General features: G+C 37.1%; 14 protein-coding genes and 1 tRNA gene. 4 read left to right on the top strand and 11 right to left on the bottom strand.

The window, feature by feature from the left end:
• Positions 1 to 605: 605 nt before the first annotated feature.
• Positions 606 to 4,373 (top strand): fibronectin type III domain-containing protein, encoded by a 3,768-nt coding sequence (locus AC0INN_RS16385; RefSeq protein WP_273649352.1) that lies wholly within the window; start codon positions 606 to 608, stop codon positions 4,371 to 4,373.
• Between the two features lie 1,217 nt (positions 4,374 to 5,590).
• Here AC0INN_RS16385 and AC0INN_RS16380 read toward each other — a convergent pair.
• The 7 genes from AC0INN_RS16380 to thrA all read right to left on the bottom strand — a co-directional run bounded on the left by AC0INN_RS16380 (position 5,591) and on the right by thrA (position 12,734).
• Positions 5,591 to 5,661 (bottom strand) — tRNA-Cys (locus tag AC0INN_RS16380).
• Between the two features lie 50 nt (positions 5,662 to 5,711).
• The gene (locus tag AC0INN_RS16375; protein ID WP_273649350.1) at positions 5,712 to 6,227 is read right to left on the bottom strand and encodes an RDD family protein; all 516 of its coding nucleotides are present in this window, start codon (positions 6,225 to 6,227) and stop codon (positions 5,712 to 5,714) included.
• Positions 6,228 to 6,261: 34 nt separating this feature from the next.
• Positions 6,262 to 7,626, bottom strand: coding sequence for a DUF4403 family protein (locus AC0INN_RS16370; protein ID WP_273649348.1), 1,365 nt, complete (start codon positions 7,624 to 7,626; stop codon positions 6,262 to 6,264).
• 33 nt (positions 7,627 to 7,659) lie between these two features.
• Entirely contained in the window at positions 7,660 to 8,028 is a 369-nt protein-coding gene (gene folB, locus AC0INN_RS16365) for a dihydroneopterin aldolase (protein WP_172280361.1), read from the bottom strand.
• A 5-nt stretch (positions 8,029 to 8,033) separates the two neighbouring features.
• A complete protein-coding gene (gene thrC, locus AC0INN_RS16360; RefSeq protein ID WP_172280360.1) occupies positions 8,034 to 9,338 on the bottom strand; it encodes a threonine synthase in 1,305 nt (434 codons plus the stop codon).
• Positions 9,339 to 9,349: 11 nt separating this feature from the next.
• Positions 9,350 to 10,279 (bottom strand): homoserine kinase, encoded by a 930-nt coding sequence (locus AC0INN_RS16355; protein WP_172280358.1) that lies wholly within the window; start codon positions 10,277 to 10,279, stop codon positions 9,350 to 9,352.
• Positions 10,280 to 10,289: 10 nt separating this feature from the next.
• Positions 10,290 to 12,734 (bottom strand): bifunctional aspartate kinase/homoserine dehydrogenase I, encoded by a 2,445-nt coding sequence (thrA, locus tag AC0INN_RS16350; protein WP_273649344.1) that lies wholly within the window; start codon positions 12,732 to 12,734, stop codon positions 10,290 to 10,292.
• Between the two features lie 526 nt (positions 12,735 to 13,260).
• On the opposite strand from thrA, the gene AC0INN_RS16345 reads away from it, so the two are divergent.
• Together AC0INN_RS16345 and AC0INN_RS16340 are read left to right on the top strand one after the other, a co-directional pair.
• Positions 13,261 to 13,428 (top strand): bacteriocin-like protein, encoded by a 168-nt coding sequence (locus tag AC0INN_RS16345; RefSeq protein ID WP_172280353.1) that lies wholly within the window; start codon positions 13,261 to 13,263, stop codon positions 13,426 to 13,428.
• A 41-nt stretch (positions 13,429 to 13,469) separates the two neighbouring features.
• Positions 13,470 to 13,664, top strand: a complete 195-nt coding sequence (locus tag AC0INN_RS16340; protein WP_273649341.1) for a hypothetical protein — start codon at positions 13,470 to 13,472, stop codon at positions 13,662 to 13,664.
• Positions 13,665 to 13,894: 230 nt separating this feature from the next.
• Here AC0INN_RS16340 and nadA read toward each other — a convergent pair whose 3' ends face one another.
• From nadA to AC0INN_RS16325, 3 genes are all read right to left on the bottom strand, one after another.
• Entirely contained in the window at positions 13,895 to 14,914 is a 1,020-nt protein-coding gene (gene nadA, locus AC0INN_RS16335; protein WP_172280344.1) for a quinolinate synthase NadA, read from the bottom strand.
• A gap of 99 nt (positions 14,915 to 15,013) precedes the next feature.
• Positions 15,014 to 15,577 (bottom strand): guanylate kinase, encoded by a 564-nt coding sequence (gene gmk / locus AC0INN_RS16330; protein WP_273649339.1) that lies wholly within the window; start codon positions 15,575 to 15,577, stop codon positions 15,014 to 15,016.
• Between the two features lie 69 nt (positions 15,578 to 15,646).
• Complete coding sequence (locus AC0INN_RS16325; protein WP_172280340.1) at positions 15,647 to 16,504, bottom strand: YicC family protein; 858 nt, start codon at positions 16,502 to 16,504, stop codon at positions 15,647 to 15,649.
• A 92-nt stretch (positions 16,505 to 16,596) separates the two neighbouring features.
• Between AC0INN_RS16325 and miaA the strand changes: the two genes are divergently transcribed.
• On the top strand, positions 16,597 to 17,511 hold the full coding sequence (miaA, locus tag AC0INN_RS16320) for a tRNA (adenosine(37)-N6)-dimethylallyltransferase MiaA (protein ID WP_273649336.1): 915 nt from the start codon (positions 16,597 to 16,599) through the stop codon (positions 17,509 to 17,511).
• A 186-nt stretch (positions 17,512 to 17,697) separates the two neighbouring features.
• Here the strand turns inward: miaA and AC0INN_RS16315 are convergent, their stop codons facing one another.
• Positions 17,698 to 19,110 carry an efflux transporter outer membrane subunit gene (locus tag AC0INN_RS16315; RefSeq protein WP_273649334.1) on the bottom strand — a complete coding sequence of 471 codons (1,413 nt, stop codon included), beginning with the start codon at positions 19,108 to 19,110 and terminating at the stop codon, positions 17,698 to 17,700.
• Between the last annotated feature and the right edge of the window lie 8 nt (positions 19,111 to 19,118).

The following is a 19,118-nucleotide window of genomic DNA, read 5'->3' as shown; positions in this document are numbered from 1 at the left end:
CTTTTGAGGATAAGTATATTTTTGAAATATTGTTGATGAAATTAAGTACGGCAAAGTATTGTGATCATTTCCTAAAATGGGATTTAACAGTATTTTATTAATGGATTTTAGAAATAAATAGTATTTTTGGTTTTTTAAAAATTATATTTATACAAATTTTGATCGTACATTGTAGTTTAAATTCAATAATTACAAGTTTAATAAGCTTAATGAGTACATGATACAGCATTAATTGAGCGGATCAAAAGCAATAGAAAGCTAAATTTTATATTTAAGATATTCTATTTCGACTCTAGAAATAGATTTTTTTCATCATTTGTGTTTTTTGCGGCCTCTCAGGAGGCCGTTTGTTTTTTAATTTTAGTAAAAATAATTTCCAACAGTGAATTTTACAATTCATTTTTTTAGTAAAAAAGTAGAGTTAAATGGGAACTCCCGTTTTTTTTGTTGGTTGTCATTTCTGTAAAGAGTGATTAATCCGTACTTTTTTCCGCTATCTCAATATTTGTTATTTATAACATTCATATAAAAAATATTAATTTATATACTAAATGTTATAAAAAAACGATTTAGATTTGTAGGATTAATATTAATAATGATAACTTATGAAGAGATTTTCTATTTTTTTAATACTTCTTCTTTGTTTGATCAACGTGAACTTGCTTGCGCAAGCCCCCGCCACGCTGCCGTATATTCAGGATTTTTCGACGGCAAATGATCTGACATTGGTTAATGGAAGTCAAACAAATAAATGGGAATATGGTTCCGCAACAGGAAATGCCGCCAATTCCATTTATATTTCAAATAACGGAGGAACGGCGAATGCTTATGATACTGGAAGTTCCAGCGTTGTACAAGCTTATAGAGATATCACAATTCCTGCAGGATCTACAATTGCAACTTTAGCATTTGATTGGAAAGCAGATGGGGAAAGTACATATGATTATTTAAGAGTTTGGTTGGTTCCGGCTACATTAACTCCAACTGCCGGTGCACAGATTGGCACTGGTGGGGGAAATATTCAGCTGGGACAGTTTAATCAGCAGTCAACCTGGCAAACGTATTTAAATACAAGTTTGAACATCAGCAGCTTCGCAGGAAGTACTATGCGTTTAGTGTTTGAATGGAGAAATGATGGAAGTGTAGGAACCCAGCCACCTGTTGCAATCGATAATATTAATCTGTCGATTCCAACATGTTTACTTCCAACAGTATCGCCGGTTTCAGCCATTACAGCCAATTCTGCAACGATATCGTGGACAGCACCTACGCCTGCACCTGCGAACGGATATGCTTATTACCTTACGACTACAAATACTCCGCCTGTTGCAGGAACAACCCCTACAGGAACTACTACTGCAACTTCTGTGAACTTAACAACTTTAACTCCTAATACTACTTATTATTGGTGGGTAAAAGCAATATGTAGCCCTACAGACAGCAGTATTTGGGCGAATGGAGATAATTTTACCACGACTCAAATACCGGCAACTATTCCATACAGTCAAAACTTCTCGACTGGGAATGATCTGGGATTCACGAATGGAACCCAGGTTAATAAATGGGTATATGGTTCTGCAACAGGAAATCCTGCGAATTCCATCTATATATCAAATAACGGAACCGATAATACTTATTCTACAGGAACAACCAGTATTGTTCAGGCTTACAGAGATATAATTATCCCGGCAGGAACTACTGCAACGACTTTGTCTTTCGACTGGAAAGCAGATGGGGAAAGTTCTTATGACTATTTAAGAGTCTGGCTGGTTCCGGCATCTTTTATGCCTGTAGCAGGAACTCAGATTACTGCCGGAGGAGGAAGAATCCAGGTTGGAGGTAATTATAATCAACAAACGACCTGGCAGACTTATTTTAATACCAACTTAGACCTGAGCAGTTTTGCCGGAACTACAATGCGTTTGGTATTCGAATGGAGAAATGATAGCAGTGGTGGTACTCAGCCTCCTGTAGCTTTAGATAATATCAATTTAGCAATTCCTACTTGTGTGGTACCTTCAGCTTTGGCTGTAAATGGGGTAACTGCAACAGGTGCTGTACTGAGCTGGACAGGTCCGACGCCGGCACCTGCCAATGGATATGCTTATTATCTTACAACAACGAATACTCCGCCTGTTGCAGGTACTGCTCCAACAGGAACAAGTGCTACGACTTCTGTAAACTTAACGACATTAACGCCAAATACCACTTATTACTGGTGGGTGAAGTCTGTATGTAGCCCTACGGACAGCAGTTTCTGGATTGGGGGTCCAAGTTTCAGTACTACGCAGATTCCGGCAACGATCCCATATAATCAAAACTTTACAGGAGCGAATGATTTTGGATTCATCAACGGAACTCAAACCAATAAATGGGCTTATGGTTCAGCAACCGGAAACCCTGCTAATTCCATTTATATATCCAATACAAACGGAACTACGAATGAATATTCTACAAGTTCTACGAGTGTAGTACAGGCTTACCGTGATATTCTTGTACCGGCCGGAGCTTCGATTGCCACATTATCTTTTGACTGGAAAGCAGATGGAGAAAGTTCTTATGATTACCTAAGAGTTTGGTTAGTTCCATCATCTTTTATGCCTGTTGCGGGAGCTCAGATTACTGCAGGTGCGGGAAGAATTCAGTTAGGAAATAACTATAACCAGCAAACCACATGGCAGTCATATCTTAACAGTACATTAAACATCAGCAGCTTTGCAGGAACAACAATGCGTCTGGTATTTGAATGGAGAAACGACAGCAGTGGTGGTAATCAGCCTCCTGTAGCTGTAGATAATATTAAATTACTAATCTGTAGCACAGCAACACCAACTGTAGCTGTAAGTGCTATTACACATAATACAGCAATATTAACATGGCCACAAGATAGCGGTGGAGCTTCATACATTGTGAGATACAGACCGGTAGGTTCTAGTAGTGCATGGACTCAGGTAAGTGTGGCAGCGGCAGCGGCTCCTGCAACTACTAATACATATAACCTGGCAGGTTTATTACCGGCTACACTATATGAAGTAGAAGTAGCGGCAGTTTGTAACAGTATTCCTGGAACATATTCTCATAATGAATTTTTAACGAAATGTGACCCGACACCTCCGAATGTTACAGCAAGTAACATTACGACAACATCTGCATTGATCACATGGTCGCCACTTGCGGTAAGTTCATCTTATAAAATGAGATATAGAATTGTAGGAAGTGGTAATGCAGGATGGAGCGCTGATATTATTTTACCATTAGCGCCGACAAATACGTACTTATTAAGCGGGTTGAATGTCTATACAACTTACGAGGTTCAGATTGCCAATAAGTGTGATAATGAAACAACTTATAACGGATGGTCTTCTCCTGCTGTATTCACAACTGAAAGAACATGTGATTTACCTCCTCCAGGATTAACAATTACTAATCTTACAACTACTACCGCTACTGTAGTTTGGGATTCTTTCCCTGGTGCAACTTATATCTTAAGATATAGAAAAGTGGGTATACCAAGCTGGACAACAGTTGCAGTAACGAACAATAATTATGTGATCACAGGATTATTGGAGTTAACAAAATATGAAATGGAAGTAGCCAATGTTTGTAGTGGTACACCGGGAACTTATACACTTCCTTACTACTTCACAACACCTACAGTAATCTATTGCCCGATGAAATCCGGAAGCTCAGCATCTGAATATATTTCAAAAGTTACGGTAAAACCAAGCGGTAAACCGACTATGGAGAGCAGTACAGATGCCACTACGTATTCAGACTTTACAGCTGATACATCCAAATTTATTCAGCTGATTCAGGGATCTACAGGTAATGAGATTTCCATTGAAAAGTCTTGGACAGGAAATACATATAATGAAGGTATTGCTGTATGGATTGATTTTGACAGGAACGGAAGCTTTGATATCAATGAGAGAATTCTTGTGTCTTCACCTAATACGACAACACCTATTACAGGAACGTTCAGTGTGCCTTCTGATGCGTTTATAAGTACGACAGATTATAAGTATGTTGTAATGAGAGTTGCCATGCAGAGAGATGGTATCCCTGTAAATTGTACAGGATTTGCCAACGGGGAAGTTGAGGATTATACAGTAAGAATCTCTAAAAATCCGGTACCTAATGCAACCAACCAAACGGAAATATTGATTTATCCTAACCCGGTACATACAATATTGAATGTGAAAAATATTAGCAAAAGAGCTAATTATAAGATATACAATGCGGCGGGTCAGCTTGTGACAAGCGGGATCATCTTAAATAACAAAATAGATGTAAGCAGCCTGATCCACGGAGTATATGTTATCGATATTGATGATACTCAGGGTACAGCCCAAAAGAAATTTATCAAGGAATAATACATTAAATAATTAGTAAAAAATAAGCTCCCAAATATGGGAGCTTATTTTTTTTCTCAAGTCACTGTCACAAAGCAAAGAAAAATATTTCAATAAATGTTGAAATATTTAAAAATAAAATCTTACCTTTAATGGTGTGGTATTCAGTTGTTTATTTCTTATTAAATGAGTTTTTGATTTTTCTGAGCGTTAGTTTTCAATTTTGTTAGATAAGCATTTAGCCAAGATGAGACAAACTTAAACAAAAAGTCAAACGATCTTATTAAGAATTGGATGATTGTATACACAGGTAATATGATGATATGATATAAAAGTTTTTATTGTTTTTGAGACCTCTTGTATTAATGACGGGAGGTCTTGTTTTATGATACTGTACCATCATATAACTCCAAGCTTACAAATATATTTAAAGGTAAATTCTCCATTAAAATTAAAACCTCCTGGCAAAAGAGGAATACTATAGCGGAATGTATTGAAACTAAGTAATATTAGTAATTATGATTCTGATCATAATGTGTATTTTCCGGTTCAGGTATCTTTACTGTTCCATATATGTTGTAACCTTGAACAAAGGTAAAAGTTTGCCCCCTCAATTTGAGGGGTCTTTTAATGTTAAGAAATAATATTTATTTAATGCGAAATCTTAAAATTAAGTTAAAATAAAATAAATGAAATTCTTGGCACGATATTTCAATGTAAAATGTAACTCATGTTTAAATTGAGTTTTCATGGTTATTAGTTTTTATCCTCAACTTCGGTTGGGGATTTTTTATTCAAAGATGTCTTTTAATTTTAAAAGACGTTTAGGACGTAAAAATAAATATACGTATTTGTTTAAAATAGGGCTGCGAGATCGTGATGAACTCTAATCAAATATATTCTGAACCTTCAAGCTTATTTATGACTTAAATCATAAATGTTCATTATTAGTTTTCTACAAAAAAAGGAGCCTTCCAAAAATTGGAAGACTCCAGGGGCTGTAATATTATAAGATCTAAAAAAGTGTTTCACATAAAAACTTCCCCATAAAGAGGAAGTAATAATTATCCATTTTAGTTAAAGACACTAAGTGATGATTATTAAAGGATTGTACAACAAACTTACTAGTAGTTTTTGATTTTTTTTATGACTGAGATCATAAGAAGGTGAATTATATTTGAAATTTAATATCATAGATATATAAAAAAAGCTTTCCAATAAAATAAAGGAAAGCTTTGAGGTACCTAGCGGATTCGAACCGCTGTAGATGGTGTTGCAGACCACTGCCTAGCCGCTCGGCCAAAGTACCATTTTTGAGGTGTGCAAATATAAAAATTTTTCTGACTTAATCAAAGTTTTTTAGATATTTTCTTTAGTTCCCAACGTGTTTATATCGCTTTTTAACTGTAACTCAGCTTCATAATTTTTCTTTACAACAACGCAGGTTTCACTCCATTTATCATGGAATCCACTTTTATCTGCTAAAAAAGATAACTGATCTACGAAAGGGATTCCTCGGATGATATTTCTAAGGAGATAATTACCTGCACCGGGAGAGGTTCCGTCTATCATGACCACCTTTGTTCCGGTGATCAGTTTCCCTAAGCTTCTTCCCTGGGTGATCAGCTCTGTGAAGAACATCATCAGAAGGTAAGCGGATAAGGTGATCAGCCGGTCCAGTAAAGGATTCATATTTTCCATTCTATAACCTATTTCTTCTACGGTATTTCCTGTAATAAATGCATAGGCAATTCCCAATACACCTAATAATATAAGGATCAGAATATAACTGAAAATAAGGTCAATAATATAATTCGCAAGTCTGAGGCCTTGCGACGCTCTGTGTCTGTCAACAATCTGTAAGTATTTTCTCATGGTAATAGTTTAGTTTTTGGTGTTGTTTTTTTATTTAAATGCCATTGATAATTAGTTTTAAAGAAGCGTTAGTATCAATGACTGCAGTAATTCCTGATGTACCGAGAAGGATCTGGCCTGGCTTCAGATTAAAAACCCTTCCATTCATCTTTAGCCCTTTATAATATTCTTTATTAAAAGCTTCTTCAATACTTTTCTTTGAAGTATCCACCAGTTCCTGTGTTGGGATACCATATTCTTCTTCTATCATTCTTACGATTTTTCCCTGAAATAGAAGGCTTGCTGTTTTTTGGAGGATATTCATTGTCTTCAGCTTAAACTTAGTATCGGACAGTACAATTTTTTTCCTGGCATCATCATAAACAGGAATGCCCGAAATAAATGCAGTTCCTTTTATATACCCTTCGGTCTGAGCTTCGATCATAATTCTGTTCTCAATGCCGTATACCCTGATATCGGTAATTTTTACTTTAGAATCGCGAACATCATATTCTTTTCCTAGGAACATTTTTCTGGCAATATTAGACGCTTCGGTAAAAGGAACATTGGCTGTTGTCTGAAGCGAAAACTGGTCTCCAAGTACAGGGGTGAAATTGAAGTTAGCTGCCGTTTTAATAGGAGCTGAAGATGCCGGTTTACTTCCGGTAAAGGTTTCGGAGTAAATGTCAATTCCGATATTGGCATCAATCTGATTTCCATAGAATTTCAATGGAGTAATATTTACATTTACAGGGGTTACTTTCAGCCATGTGTTGTATTCCTCCGAAATGTTAAAAGGCTGCGCGAAAACATTCCAGGCCATCACTGCATATTGCTGGAAATTAAGCTGGGTACCCATTTGCTGATCTATTGTTTTGCAAAATTTCAGTTGTTGCTCTTTCAGGCTTTTTTCAACAAGTGCGGTAATCGGGATCTGTACTTTTCCATAATTAAGAACCGGTTTGGTAACCCATTTGAATCCCATAGGCTGCGTATTGGTAACAATAGTCCAGTTATTTTTGAAATTAAGGGAGGTGTTGAAATACATTACCGTTTCAAATGTAGTATTCTGGTAAGTATAAAGTCCCAGGGTACCAATCCCTTTCTCTGCCCATATTTTCAGAGGAACTTCAATTAAAAGGTTTTGATTCGTTCCCCCTACAAGTCGTATAGGCCGGGTTTTCCATACTTTTACCTTAAACTGGTCATTGTTGTTATCCGTGTAGGAATCATCCTGATAAATCAATTCTTTTACTGAAGAATTGATGATATTACCAATTTCAGCAAGCGGAATGGTAACCGGCATGGTAATGCTGGATTTTATCTTTGGAAAATTATAATCAGCCAGTTGGTTGTCAACTTTAGCCTGGCCAAAAATATTGATACAAAGCAGTAATAATATAATTTTAATGGATTTCAATTCTTTAAATTTTAGAGAGTGAAATTAATGATTTTAATTATTTGGATTAAAACTTTTTTCCAGTTCAATACTTGCACCTTTCATTTCTCCCTGCATAGGAGGAGCTGTTTTGGTGATTTTAAGCTTGATATAAGAAACCTCAGGAAAGTTTTGATTAATTTTTGAAATAATTCTTCCGGCCACATGTTCCAGAAGTTTTGATTTAACTTTCATTTCCTCAAGGATAATATCATTGATATCCGCATAGCTGATGGTATCATTCAGATCATCTGATTCTGCAGCTTTCCAGAGATCGGTATGGATCTCTAGATTTAAAATGTAGTACGTACCGATGATGTTTTCTTCAGGTAAAACACCATGGTACGCATATATTTTCACATCTTCCAAAAAGATCTTGCTCATAAAATTCAGTTTTTGTTCAGCAAAAATCGTTTTAATTCTTGAAAATCTGAATTAATTTCAACGGTTTTTTTATCCTTTTTCATTAAGTCCGCCAATGATTCCGGAATATCAATTTTTTGTGCAATGGCTTTTTCCACAGCATCGGGGAATTTTACAGGGTGAGCTGTCTCCAGGATAAAACCTTTCTTTTCAGGATTTTGCTTCAGATAGTTTTCTAAAGAAGTATAGGCAACTGCTCCATGGGGCTCGAGAAGATATGCATGATGTTTCCAGACTTCCCTGATGGTTGCTAAAGTTTCTTCGTCATTTACGGAATATCCGGAAATAACATGATTGAGATCTTCAAATTGGTGCTGGAACATTTCAAGAATACGGATGAAATTACTGGGATTTCCGACATCCATTGCATTGGAAAGGGTTGCTACTGTTTCTTTAGGTTCAAAGATTTGTGTTTTTAAATAATGGGGCACTACATCATTGGCGTTACATGCAGCGATAAAATGGTCTGCAGGAAGTCCTCTCATGTAAGTCATCAATCCGGCGCAGATGTTTCCGAAATTTCCGCTAGGAACACAAATGACAGGATTTTCTCTTTCAGTTTTTTGCCACTGTTTTAAAGCCAGCAGATAATAGATCTGTTGAGGTAACCATCTAGCAATATTAATGGAATTGGCTGAAGTAAGGAATAATTTATTATTGATTTCCGGATCTGAAAATGCCTGTTTTACAAGGCTCTGGCAGTCATCGAAATTTCCATTTACTTCTAAAGCAGTAATGTTTCCTCCTAAGGCTGTCAATTGTTTTTCCTGAACAGGACTTACTCTTTCTTTCGGATACAAAATAACCACATCGATTCCATCCACATTATAAAAACCATGGGCAACAGCCCCTCCGGTATCCCCGGATGTAGCAACCAGGACTGTTACTTTTTTCTGTCCTCCTTTTAAGAAGTAAGATAAGCAGCGGCTCATAAACCTTGCTCCTACATCTTTGAAGGCGAGGGTAGGACCGTGGAATAATTCGAGTACGGATATGCTATCCGTAATTTTTTTTAAAGGAATGTCAAAAGAAATTGTTTCCGAAATAATTTGTCGCAATTCATTTTCCGGAATTTCCTCATCTACAAAGTCTTTCATGCATTGAAAAGCAATCTCTTCATCTGAAAACCGGTTCAGATTCTGAATAAAATAGGTATCGAACAACGGAATGTTTTCCGGAAAAAACAGCCCTTTTTCTTTTCCCTGCCCTTTAATTGAAGCGGTTTTAAAACTTACCTTTTCCTTTTTATCTTTTAAATTGTAATAGTTCATCTTTCTGTTTTTTAGTTATTCTGTTCTTCTATGATGATCCCGGTAGAATTAATATCCGATACATACACCATGCTATTGATGTTGATGTGATCATAAACCGATTTCATCATCATGGCAATATCCCCGGCCGTTTTTTTCTTTTTCGTTAACATGAAAACAGAAGGCCCTGATCCTGAAATTCCTCCCCCCAGTGCCCCCATTTCCAGGCTTTTTCTTTTAATGGTATCAAATTCCGGAATCAAAATGCTTCGAACCGGTTCTACAATAACATCATTCAGGCTTCTCCCAATCAGGGACAGGTCATTTTTCTCAATACCGGCAATGAGTCCGGCAATATTTCCCCATTGCGTTATGGCATCTTTCAGCTGAATATTTTTTTTAAGGATCTGTCTTGCGTCAGATGTTTTTACTTCAACCTGCGGATGCACAGCGGCAATGAACAAACCAGGAGTATTCAGGGAAATAATATCAATAGGATCTGAGGATTTCACAAGGGTGATCCCTCCATAAATACACGGAGCAATATTGTCCGCATGCCGTACTCCGGAAGCGAGCTCTTCTCCAAACATCGCAAAATGAATTGTTTCTTCCCTGGACAAAATATTTCCTATCAGGATATTTGCCGCAAAAGCGGCACCTGCAGCACTGGCAGCACTGGAACCGAGGCCGCTGCCGGGCTTGATGTGTTTATGAATAATGACTTCAAATCCGTTCTTCAGGTGAAGATGTTCCTGCATTTTCATAAGGACAACTCCTGCTACATTTTTTGAAGCTTCTTCCGGAAGATTGAAGCCATCGGTATGGCGGACAATAATATCTGGTGTTTCCAATAGTCTTACTTCCATTTCATCATATGGCTCATTGATTGCCATGCCCAGAATATCAAAACCACAAACGAGATTAGCGACGGTTGCCGGGACTTTAATTTTTATACTTTTCATAGATTTTTTTTTAAACGGAACGTACAATATCTGCAAAAACACCACTTGCTGTAACTTCAGCACCGGCGCCGGCGCCTTTTACAACCAGGGGTTGCTCGGAATATCTTAAAGTTTTGAAAATAACAATGTTGTCTTTTCCATACAGATGAAACAAATCACTGTCGGGCGCTATATGCTGTAATCCAACTTTTGCTTTCCCATTGTCAAACTCTGCGACATATTTTAAAATTTTTCCGTCCTTTTTAGCCTGGTCAAATAGATTTTTAAAATGATCCTCATATTTTACAAGCACGGTATAAAAACTTTCTACATCACCCTGCATGCATTCTTCCGGTAAAAAACTAATGTTCTCAATTTCATTAAACTGCAGAGGAAAACCGGCTTCGCGTGCAAGTATTAAAATTTTTCTTGCCACATCAGTTCCGGCAAGGTCCAGTCTCGGGTCGGGTTCAGTAAATCCTTCTTTCTGGGCACGGGCAACAACTTCTGAAAATGATTGGGTTCCATCGTACTCATTAAAGACAAAATTCAAAGTACCGCTTAACACGGCCTTAATGGAAGTGATAGCGTCGCCGCTTCTCACCAGATCATTTATAGTTCCGATAATAGGAAGTCCTGCCCCTACATTGGTTTCAAAGAAAAATCTACAATTGTGGTTTTTAGCTAGGCTTTTCAGCTTTTTATAATTTTCAAAATCTGATGCGGCTGCTATTTTATTACAGGCTACAATGTTGACACTCTTTTTTAACAGGTTCTCATAAATTTCCGGGATCTCAGCATTGGCTGTAAGGTCTACAAAGACCGAGTTTCTAAGATTCCTCGTTACGATCTCCCTGCTAAATTGATGAGCAGAAGCTTTTTCTCCGTTTTCAAGCAGGTTGACATAATCATTTTCCGGAATTCCTTCATTCAAAAATACCATTTTCCGACTGTTGGAAAGACCGGCGATTCTCAGGTTAAGGGATAGATGATCTCTAAGGTATTTATTCTGGGCATACACCTGCTGTATAAGCTTAGTGCCTACATTTCCTGTTCCGCAGATGTAAAGATGTACCTGTTTGATTTCCGACTCAAAAAACTCTTCATGCAGAATGTTTACTGCTTTTTTTGTGTCATTTTCAGCAATTACGATGCTGATATTTTTTTCCGAAGAACCCTGTGCAATAGCCCTGATGTTTATCCCGTTATTTCCAAGACAGCTGAACATCTTGGCGCTTACACCGCTTCTGCTTTTCATATTTTCTCCTACAACCGCCACAATGGAAAGCCTGTTTTCAATTTTTACAGGTTCAATTCTCTGAAGTTTCAAATCATCTTCAAATGCAAGATTGATTGCGCTTTCCGCGTGAAAAAGCTCTTTTTCATCAATTGCAAGGGTGATTGAATGCTCAGAAGAACTTTGGGTGATTAGAATAACGTTTATTTTTTCGTGGCTTAAACACTGGAAAAGCTTGGCAGAGATTCCGGGAATTCCAACCATTCCGCTTCCTTCAAGAGTTAGAAGAGCAATATTATTCATATTGGAAATACCGACAGCTATTTGTTCCGGATCAGTATTCTGCAGATCATGAGAGATTAAAGTTCCGGAAGCATCCGCATTAAAAGTATTTTTGATACGAAGATCTATATTCTTTATCATGACCGGCTGAATGGTTGGCGGATAAAGTACTTTTGCTCCGAAATGGGATAATTCCATTGCTTCCTGATAAGTTATTTCAGGAATAACTTTTGCCTGGGATACAAGCCTGGGATCGGCTGTCATCATTCCGCTGACATCGGTCCATATCTGAAGCTCCTCAGCGTTAATGGCTGAAGCAATAATTGCAGCGGAGTAGTCTGAACCTCCTCTTCCCAGAGTTGTTCTGTTGCCATGTTCATCACTTGCTATAAAGCCTGGTGCTACGTAAATCTGCCTTGGATTGGTTTCGAAATAATGTCTGAGATTATTATTACTCACATTAAAATCAACTTTTGCCCGGGTATAATGGGTATTTGTTCTGATATAATCAGCTGAATTCATCCATACGGCGTCCAGCCCGGCAGATTCAAACCTAGCCGTAATGATATTTGAAGAGAGGAACTCGCCATAAGAAGCGATCTTATCTTTAATTCTGGGGGTAAATTCTCCCAAGGTGAATATCCCGTTACAAATATCTTCAATATCATTAAAGTGCTTTTTTACAAAACTTAGCCATGCACTTTGTGCTGAAATGGGAAGAAGGTCTTTTACAAGGTTTAGATGTTTTTCTTCAAGGATTTTAAGATGATGAGGGTAACTTTCATTAGCCTCGGAAGCTTGCTCTGCTGCCCTGATCAATAAATCTGTTACTCCATGTAATGCTGAAACTACAACGACAATTTGCTTAGCGGAAGATTCTTTTTTTATAATTTTTTCGACTTGCAGAACTGCCTGTGCATGGGCAACAGAAGTTCCGCCGAATTTTAAGACTTTCATTGTATATTTTTAAGGTTGGGAAAAATTGAAAATGTTACTCTTTAAAAAAAGAGTACGAGGTACCTGAAATAATATGTGAAAATCTACCCCGTTATGGGGTTGTAGTTGTAGTAGAAATAATAATGGATGATGCAACCGAAGTAGAGAACTCCGGATAAATAGTTACAGATATGTTTTGTACTGATTGCATCTTTGAAGTAACAAATGTAGAAGTTATTTTGGAGAATAAAAATTTTTAATCCAATTTAATGTAATTTTTTTTGACTCAAATTTTAGCAGATGTATTGTAATCCTTTGATAGACATAGCTAAATACGATTTTGCATTTCTTTTTTATGACCACCTTTAGACTGTTAGAATGATTGCTTTTATATGTACGGTCATTGGGAAATCACGAAAACAATAAAAATCTCTACACTTACTTATTGATCCTGTACAGATATTAAATACTGCTTTGTTTTGGATTTTATGATTCTCACTTTTATATCAAAAATTTAATCCGAATACAAATAACAAAACTTGAGTGTATGGAAAAGTTAAAGAAGCTCTCCAGAGAAGAGCAAAAAAAAGTGAATGGTGGATTTACCCAATTTCAGATTGATACTTGTGGCGGAGCAGCATATGTGTGTTTCAGACAAGGAGGCTGGGGTTGCTGGCGCACCCCTGGAGGAACCTGTTACCCACCCATGGTGTGATGATCTGACTTTTAGAATTTAAATTGATTAAAATATTCATTATGAAAAAATTATCACGAGTAAAATTAAAAATGATTAACGGAGGATCTTGCCCTGGTGGCTGTCCGGCGGGAAATACTTACGGTCCACCGGGGTCAGGAGTTGCCCATTCCTGTGCTGCCTATCAATTGTTATCACAGTGTTGTAAGAATGAGGCGTTTCTGAGTCCTGCATGCGCCGGACCAATTACAATGTAGCGTAAGAAAAGGTTATTCTAAATGAGTAACCTTTTTATTTTGTTTGCTTTTTGATTGAATAGAGAGGTCCGTTTGGTCCGGATCCGGAATCATGTGCTGTATTCAATGCAATGCCGGAATGCTGTAAAGCGAGATTAATAGAACTTCCCCAATGTTAATCCAGAGGTAAACACTTATTGTTTCGAATAAAAATAAATCAAAAAAAGCACTGTGATAACAGTGCTTTTTATTTATTTGATGCTTTTTGAAAGATCAAGCATGGCTTCAATTGGCTTTAAGGCCTTCAAACGAAGTTCTTCGTCGATAAGAATTTCCGGAAGTTCATATTTCATACACAAATAGAGCTTTTCCATAGTGTTTCGTTTCATATAGAAACATTCTGAACAGTTGCAGCTTTCATCGAAAACCAATGCCGGAATCAGTTCCTTATGAGGAGCACGTTTTTTCATTTCGTGCAGAATACCTTCTTCTGTAGCGATAATGAATTTCTGGCAGTCGTCTTTTTCTACATAGTTTAATAACGCAGAAGTAGAACCTATAAAGTGGGCTAATTTTAAAACAGCTTCTTCACTTTCAGGATGTGCAATTAGTTTTGCATCCGGATTATCGGCCAATTGCTGAGCAATTCTTTCCATTGAAAAGGCTTCGTGAACTATACAACTTCCATCCCAAAGGATCATATCGCGGCCTGTTTTTTTAGAAAGATATCTTCCAAGATTTTTATCTGGTGCAAAAATGATAGGTCGGTCTTTAGGTAAGGCCTCGATCACCGTTTCCGCATTGGAGCTGGTTACAATAATATCACTTTCTGCTTTCGTTTCTGCATTACAGTTGATATAAGTTGCGATCAAAGCATTTGGATGCTGTTCGCGCATTTTTCTCAATCCTTCACCACTACACCCGTCAGCCAATGAACATCCGGCCATTGTATCAGGAAGAACAACTTTTTTTGTAGGGTTAAGGATCTTAGCTGCCTCTGCCATAAAATGGACACCGCAGAATACAATCATATCTGCATTGGTTTCTTTAGCCTGTCTTGCCAGCTGCAAAGAGTCTCCCAGGAAATCTGCGATATCCTGAATTTCTCCCGGTTGGTAATAATGCGCTAAGATAACCGCATTTTTCTCTTCTTTAAGCTTAAGAATAGCTTTCACGAGCTCTTCTCCCTGAGGAATCGCTATATCTTTAATATCTAAAAAACCCCTTACAGGAATTGCAGATTTAGCTTTTTCTAATGTTTCGGTACTCATATCAACCTCAATTTTTTTAATTACCAGAAGCTAGAGGTTAGAAATCAGAAGTGTGATTTTGGGCATTAGTGCTCATTTCTTACTTTGATCTTCCAGCGATTAGTTGCTGATAAAACTTTTTATTAAACTTTCTATTTCTTTTTTTGCTTGATCCAGATCCGTATTGACGACAATTTTATCAAATTCTCCGGCGTAGGTCATTTCCTCTTCTGCCTTTTCTACACGGGTTTTAATGGTTTCTGCATCATCTGTATCTCTCGAGATCAATCTTCGTTCCAATTCTTCAATGGAAGGAGGTTCAATAAATATAGATAATGCTTTTTCTCCAAAATATTTTTTTAGGGAAATCCCTCCTTTAACATCGACATCAAAAATAACTACTTTACCTTGCTTCCAGATGTTTTCTACTTCAGATTTTAAAGTACCATAATATTTGTCTGTATATACTTCTTCATATTCTACAAAAGCTTCTTCACTGATTTTCTGTCTGAATTCATCAGGTGTCAGAAAATGATAATCTACAGCATGTACTTCACCTCCTCTCGGCTGTCTTGTTGTACAGGAGATGGAGAATTTAAGCTCCGGAAATACGGATAATGAATGTTTTACCAATGTTGTTTTCCCGCTCCCGGAAGGTGCTGAAAATATGATCACTTTTTCCATATAGTTGTCAGTTGCTGGTTGATAGTTAATAGGTTACTTTCAACTGTTAACTATCAATTGTCAACTATTTTATAATACATTTAACGTTTGTTCTTTAATCTTCTCCAGATCATCCTTCATCATCACAACCAGCTTCTGAATTTCAGCATGGTTGGCTTTTGAACCTAATGTATTGATTTCCCTTCCGATCTCCTGAGAAATGAAACCTAATTTCTTCCCATTGAAATCTTCATTATCCATTACCTCTTTGTAATATTTTAAATGTTGGGAAAGTCTCACCTTTTCCTCAGAAATATCAAGTTTTTCCGTGAAATATGCCATTTCCTGATAGAAACGTGTTTCATCTACATTTTCAAACTCTTTCAGGGACTTTTGATAACGCTCCTTTACACTGTTGATTCTTACTTCTTCGTAAGGAACAACTTCAGATAAATATTTGTCGATATTCTGAATATTCTTTTCAAGTTCAAGGTGTAAGGTTTTTCCTTCTGCTTTTCTGAATTCTTCAAATCTGTCAATTGAACTGTTGACAATAGCAGCTAAATTTTCCCATTCACCTTCTGTTAGTTCGTCGGGTCTGGAAGTGATGGCATCAGGAAGTCTTACTGCCATTTTAAGATATTCGAAATCCGGCCCGTCTGAGGCGATAGCACGAAGTTCATTGATGTAAGAGTCAATAAGATTTTTATTAATCTTTACATCGTTGGTTTCTTCAAGATTTTCCACAGAGATGTAGCAATCTACTTTTCCACGGATAATTCTGTCGTTAAGGATTTTTCTGATTTCGAATTCTTTTTCTTTATAGCGCAACGGTATTTTGATATTTAAATCAAAGCTCTTGCTGTTCAGTGATTTAATATCTACGCATATTTTTTTTCCTTCAAAAACATCTTCGGCTCTACCGAAGCCAGTCATTGATAAAATCATAGTTTTTTATTGTCGTACAAAGATAAACATTTAAATTAGCACTGTGAAATCTATAAAGATTCCATCTGACGATAAAAAATGAAAGTGAACTGATGAAAAATTTGATTTCAGTAGTGGGACCCACCGGAATTGGAAAAACAAGACTGGCAATTGATCTGGCTAAGCATTTCAATACGGAAATCATTTCCTGTGACTCACGCCAGTTTTTTGCGGAAATGAAAATAGGTACCGCCTCTCCATCAGCAGAGGAACTTGCCGAAGCTCCTCATCATTTTATTGGAAATCTTTCGGTCAAAGAATATTACTCTATCGGGCAATATGAAGAAGACGCCTTACAAAAACTAAACGAACTTTTTAAGAAATACAATACCGTGATCCTTGTCGGAGGAAGCATGATGTATGAAAAAGCGGTCATCGAAGGACTGAACGACCTTCCTGAGGCCAATCCAGAAAATCAACAAAAATTACAGGATATTTTTGAGACTGAGGGCATTGAAAAACTACAGGAAATTTTAAAAGAACTTGATCCGGAATACTATTCAGTTGTTGATATTCATAATCATAGAAGACTCTTAAGAGCCATTGATATCATCTGGCAAACTGGCAGAAAGTATTCGGAACTGATATCTGTTTCTCAGGATTCCCGTGATTTTAATGTAATCAGGGTGGGAATTGAAGCTCCCAGGGAAGAATTATATCAAAGAATCAACAGGAGAGTGGATATCATGATGGAGAAAGGTTTGCTGGATGAAGCTAAAGGGCTTGAAGAATTTAAACATCTTACTGCTTTGAATACTGTTGGTTATGCAGAATTATTTACATATTTTGAAGGAACCTGGAGTCTTGATTTTGCTGTTGAAGAAATTAAGAAAAATAGCCGGAGATATGCGAAACGCCAATTGACCTGGTATCGGAAAGCGGATGATATTCATTATTTGCAGGTAGGGTATTCACAAAATGATTTCAATAACCTGATTGAATATATTAATCGGAAAGCTTTACAATAATTCTTTTTAGTCTTTAGTACTTGTTAAACTTAAAAAGTAAATTTAGTTTAACTATGTTTTAAGATTAAGAAACGTCTCTTTGATTTTGTTTAGAAAACCATACCTACAGAATTTTTTTTCGCCTAAAGATTAAAAAAAAGTGCGATCCCTAAAGACCGCACTATCAACAATATTAAATTTAATTGACTACTTCCATCCTCCACCTAAGGCTCTGTACAGATCAACAATACTGCTTAATCTTTGTCTTTTTACAGATGCCAGGTTTAATTCTGCCTGAAGAGAGTTGGCTTGCGCCGTAATCACTTCAAGATAATTAGCTAAACCTCCTTTATAAAGCATTTGAGCACTTTTAATACCATCTTTTAATGTAGTTACCTGCTCAGTTGCTTTTTGTTCCTGAACTTTTAAATTTTCATTGGAAACCAACGCATCGGAAACTTCTCCCATTGCATTTAAAACAGACTGACGGAATGCCAGTACATTTTTCTCCCTCTGAATTTTTGCAACCGCAAGATCGGTTTTCAACTGTCTTTTTTGAAAGATCGGCTGTGTAATTCCTCCCAAAACGGATCCGAATAATGAAGCCGGAATCTGGAACCAATTGTCAAATTTAAAAGAATTGATTCCGCCGTTTGCTGTAATCTTTAATGAAGGATACATGTTAGCTTGTGCAATTCCTACCATGGCGTTGGACTCCAGTAATACCAATTCCTGCTGGCGTACATCAGGGCGACGGCTTACCATTTTTGCCGGAAGTCCTGTGGAAAGATCCTGAGACAAAGATGTATCAGACATTTCGATCCCTCTGTTGACTTTATTGGGAGCTTCACCGACCAATATGCTCAATGCATTTTCCTGGATTGCAATATTTTGCTGCAATTGAGAAATTAAAAGCTCTGTAGACTGCTTCTGAGCGGTAGCCTGCTGAACTCCAAGAGATGTAGTGTCTCCACTTTCCCACATTTTTTCAGTGATTGATAATGTATTGGTGCTTAGTTCCAGGTTAGATTGTGCAATAGTCAGCTGCTTATCCAGCATAAGCAGGTTATAATACCCCTGAGCAATAGCTGCAACAACCTGGGTCTGGATTGCTTTGGTCGCTTCATAAGTTTGCAGATACTGCATTCTTGAAACTTCCTGCTGATTTTTTATTTTACCCCAGATATCTGCTTCCCATGAAAGGTTGAATGCTGCGTTATAATCCTCTACATGATTTTTTCCTATAAAAAGATTAAGACTTTGCCCGTTCATGCTGTTTTTTGATGGCCTTGAAATCTGTCCTGAGACAGCAAAACCTATATCCGGATATTGAAGGTATTTAGCCTGTAATAATTTTTCCTGTGATGATGCAACTTGTTTTAAAGCAATTTGCAGATCAAGGTTATTTGCAATTCCTTTTTCTATTAATCCCTGTAAAATAGGATCTTTAAAAAAATCTTTCCATTGTAAATTCGCTACACTGGCTGTATCAGCCGTTGCCGTAAAGCGAAAGTCTTCCGGAAGCTGTAAGTCCGGTTCCGTGTAAGCGACCTTAGTCACACACGAAACCGCTATTACAGCCAATATAAAAGTTAGAAAAATATTCTTTATTAATTTCATTGTTTTTC

This window comes from Chryseobacterium subflavum, from assembly GCF_055762745.1.
This window is presented reverse-complemented; position numbering and strand designations above follow the sequence as displayed.

What these genes read in the sequence shown, in the direction of transcription:
- AC0INN_RS16385 (WP_273649352.1), top strand. Translation starts at nt 606, where the DNA reads ATGAAGAGATTTTCTATTTTTTTAATACTTCTTCTTTGTTTGATCAAC.
- miaA (WP_273649336.1), top strand. Translation starts at nt 16,597, where the DNA reads ATGAAAAATTTGATTTCAGTAGTGGGACCCACCGGAATTGGAAAAACA.
- AC0INN_RS16340 (WP_273649341.1), top strand. Translation starts at nt 13,470, where the DNA reads ATGAAAAAATTATCACGAGTAAAATTAAAAATGATTAACGGAGGATCT.
- gmk (WP_273649339.1), bottom strand. Translation starts at nt 15,577, where the DNA reads ATGGAAAAAGTGATCATATTTTCAGCACCTTCCGGGAGCGGGAAAACA.
- nadA (WP_172280344.1), bottom strand. Translation starts at nt 14,914, where the DNA reads ATGAGTACCGAAACATTAGAAAAAGCTAAATCTGCAATTCCTGTAAGG.
- AC0INN_RS16375 (WP_273649350.1), bottom strand. Translation starts at nt 6,227, where the DNA reads ATGAGAAAATACTTACAGATTGTTGACAGACACAGAGCGTCGCAAGGC.
- thrC (WP_172280360.1), bottom strand. Translation starts at nt 9,338, where the DNA reads ATGAACTATTACAATTTAAAAGATAAAAAGGAAAAGGTAAGTTTTAAA.
- AC0INN_RS16315 (WP_273649334.1), bottom strand. Translation starts at nt 19,110, where the DNA reads ATGAAATTAATAAAGAATATTTTTCTAACTTTTATATTGGCTGTAATA.
- AC0INN_RS16325 (WP_172280340.1), bottom strand. Translation starts at nt 16,504, where the DNA reads ATGATTTTATCAATGACTGGCTTCGGTAGAGCCGAAGATGTTTTTGAA.
- AC0INN_RS16355 (WP_172280358.1), bottom strand. Translation starts at nt 10,279, where the DNA reads ATGAAAAGTATAAAAATTAAAGTCCCGGCAACCGTCGCTAATCTCGTT.
- AC0INN_RS16345 (WP_172280353.1), top strand. Translation starts at nt 13,261, where the DNA reads ATGGAAAAGTTAAAGAAGCTCTCCAGAGAAGAGCAAAAAAAAGTGAAT.
- thrA (WP_273649344.1), bottom strand. Translation starts at nt 12,734, where the DNA reads ATGAAAGTCTTAAAATTCGGCGGAACTTCTGTTGCCCATGCACAGGCA.
- folB (WP_172280361.1), bottom strand. Translation starts at nt 8,028, where the DNA reads ATGAGCAAGATCTTTTTGGAAGATGTGAAAATATATGCGTACCATGGT.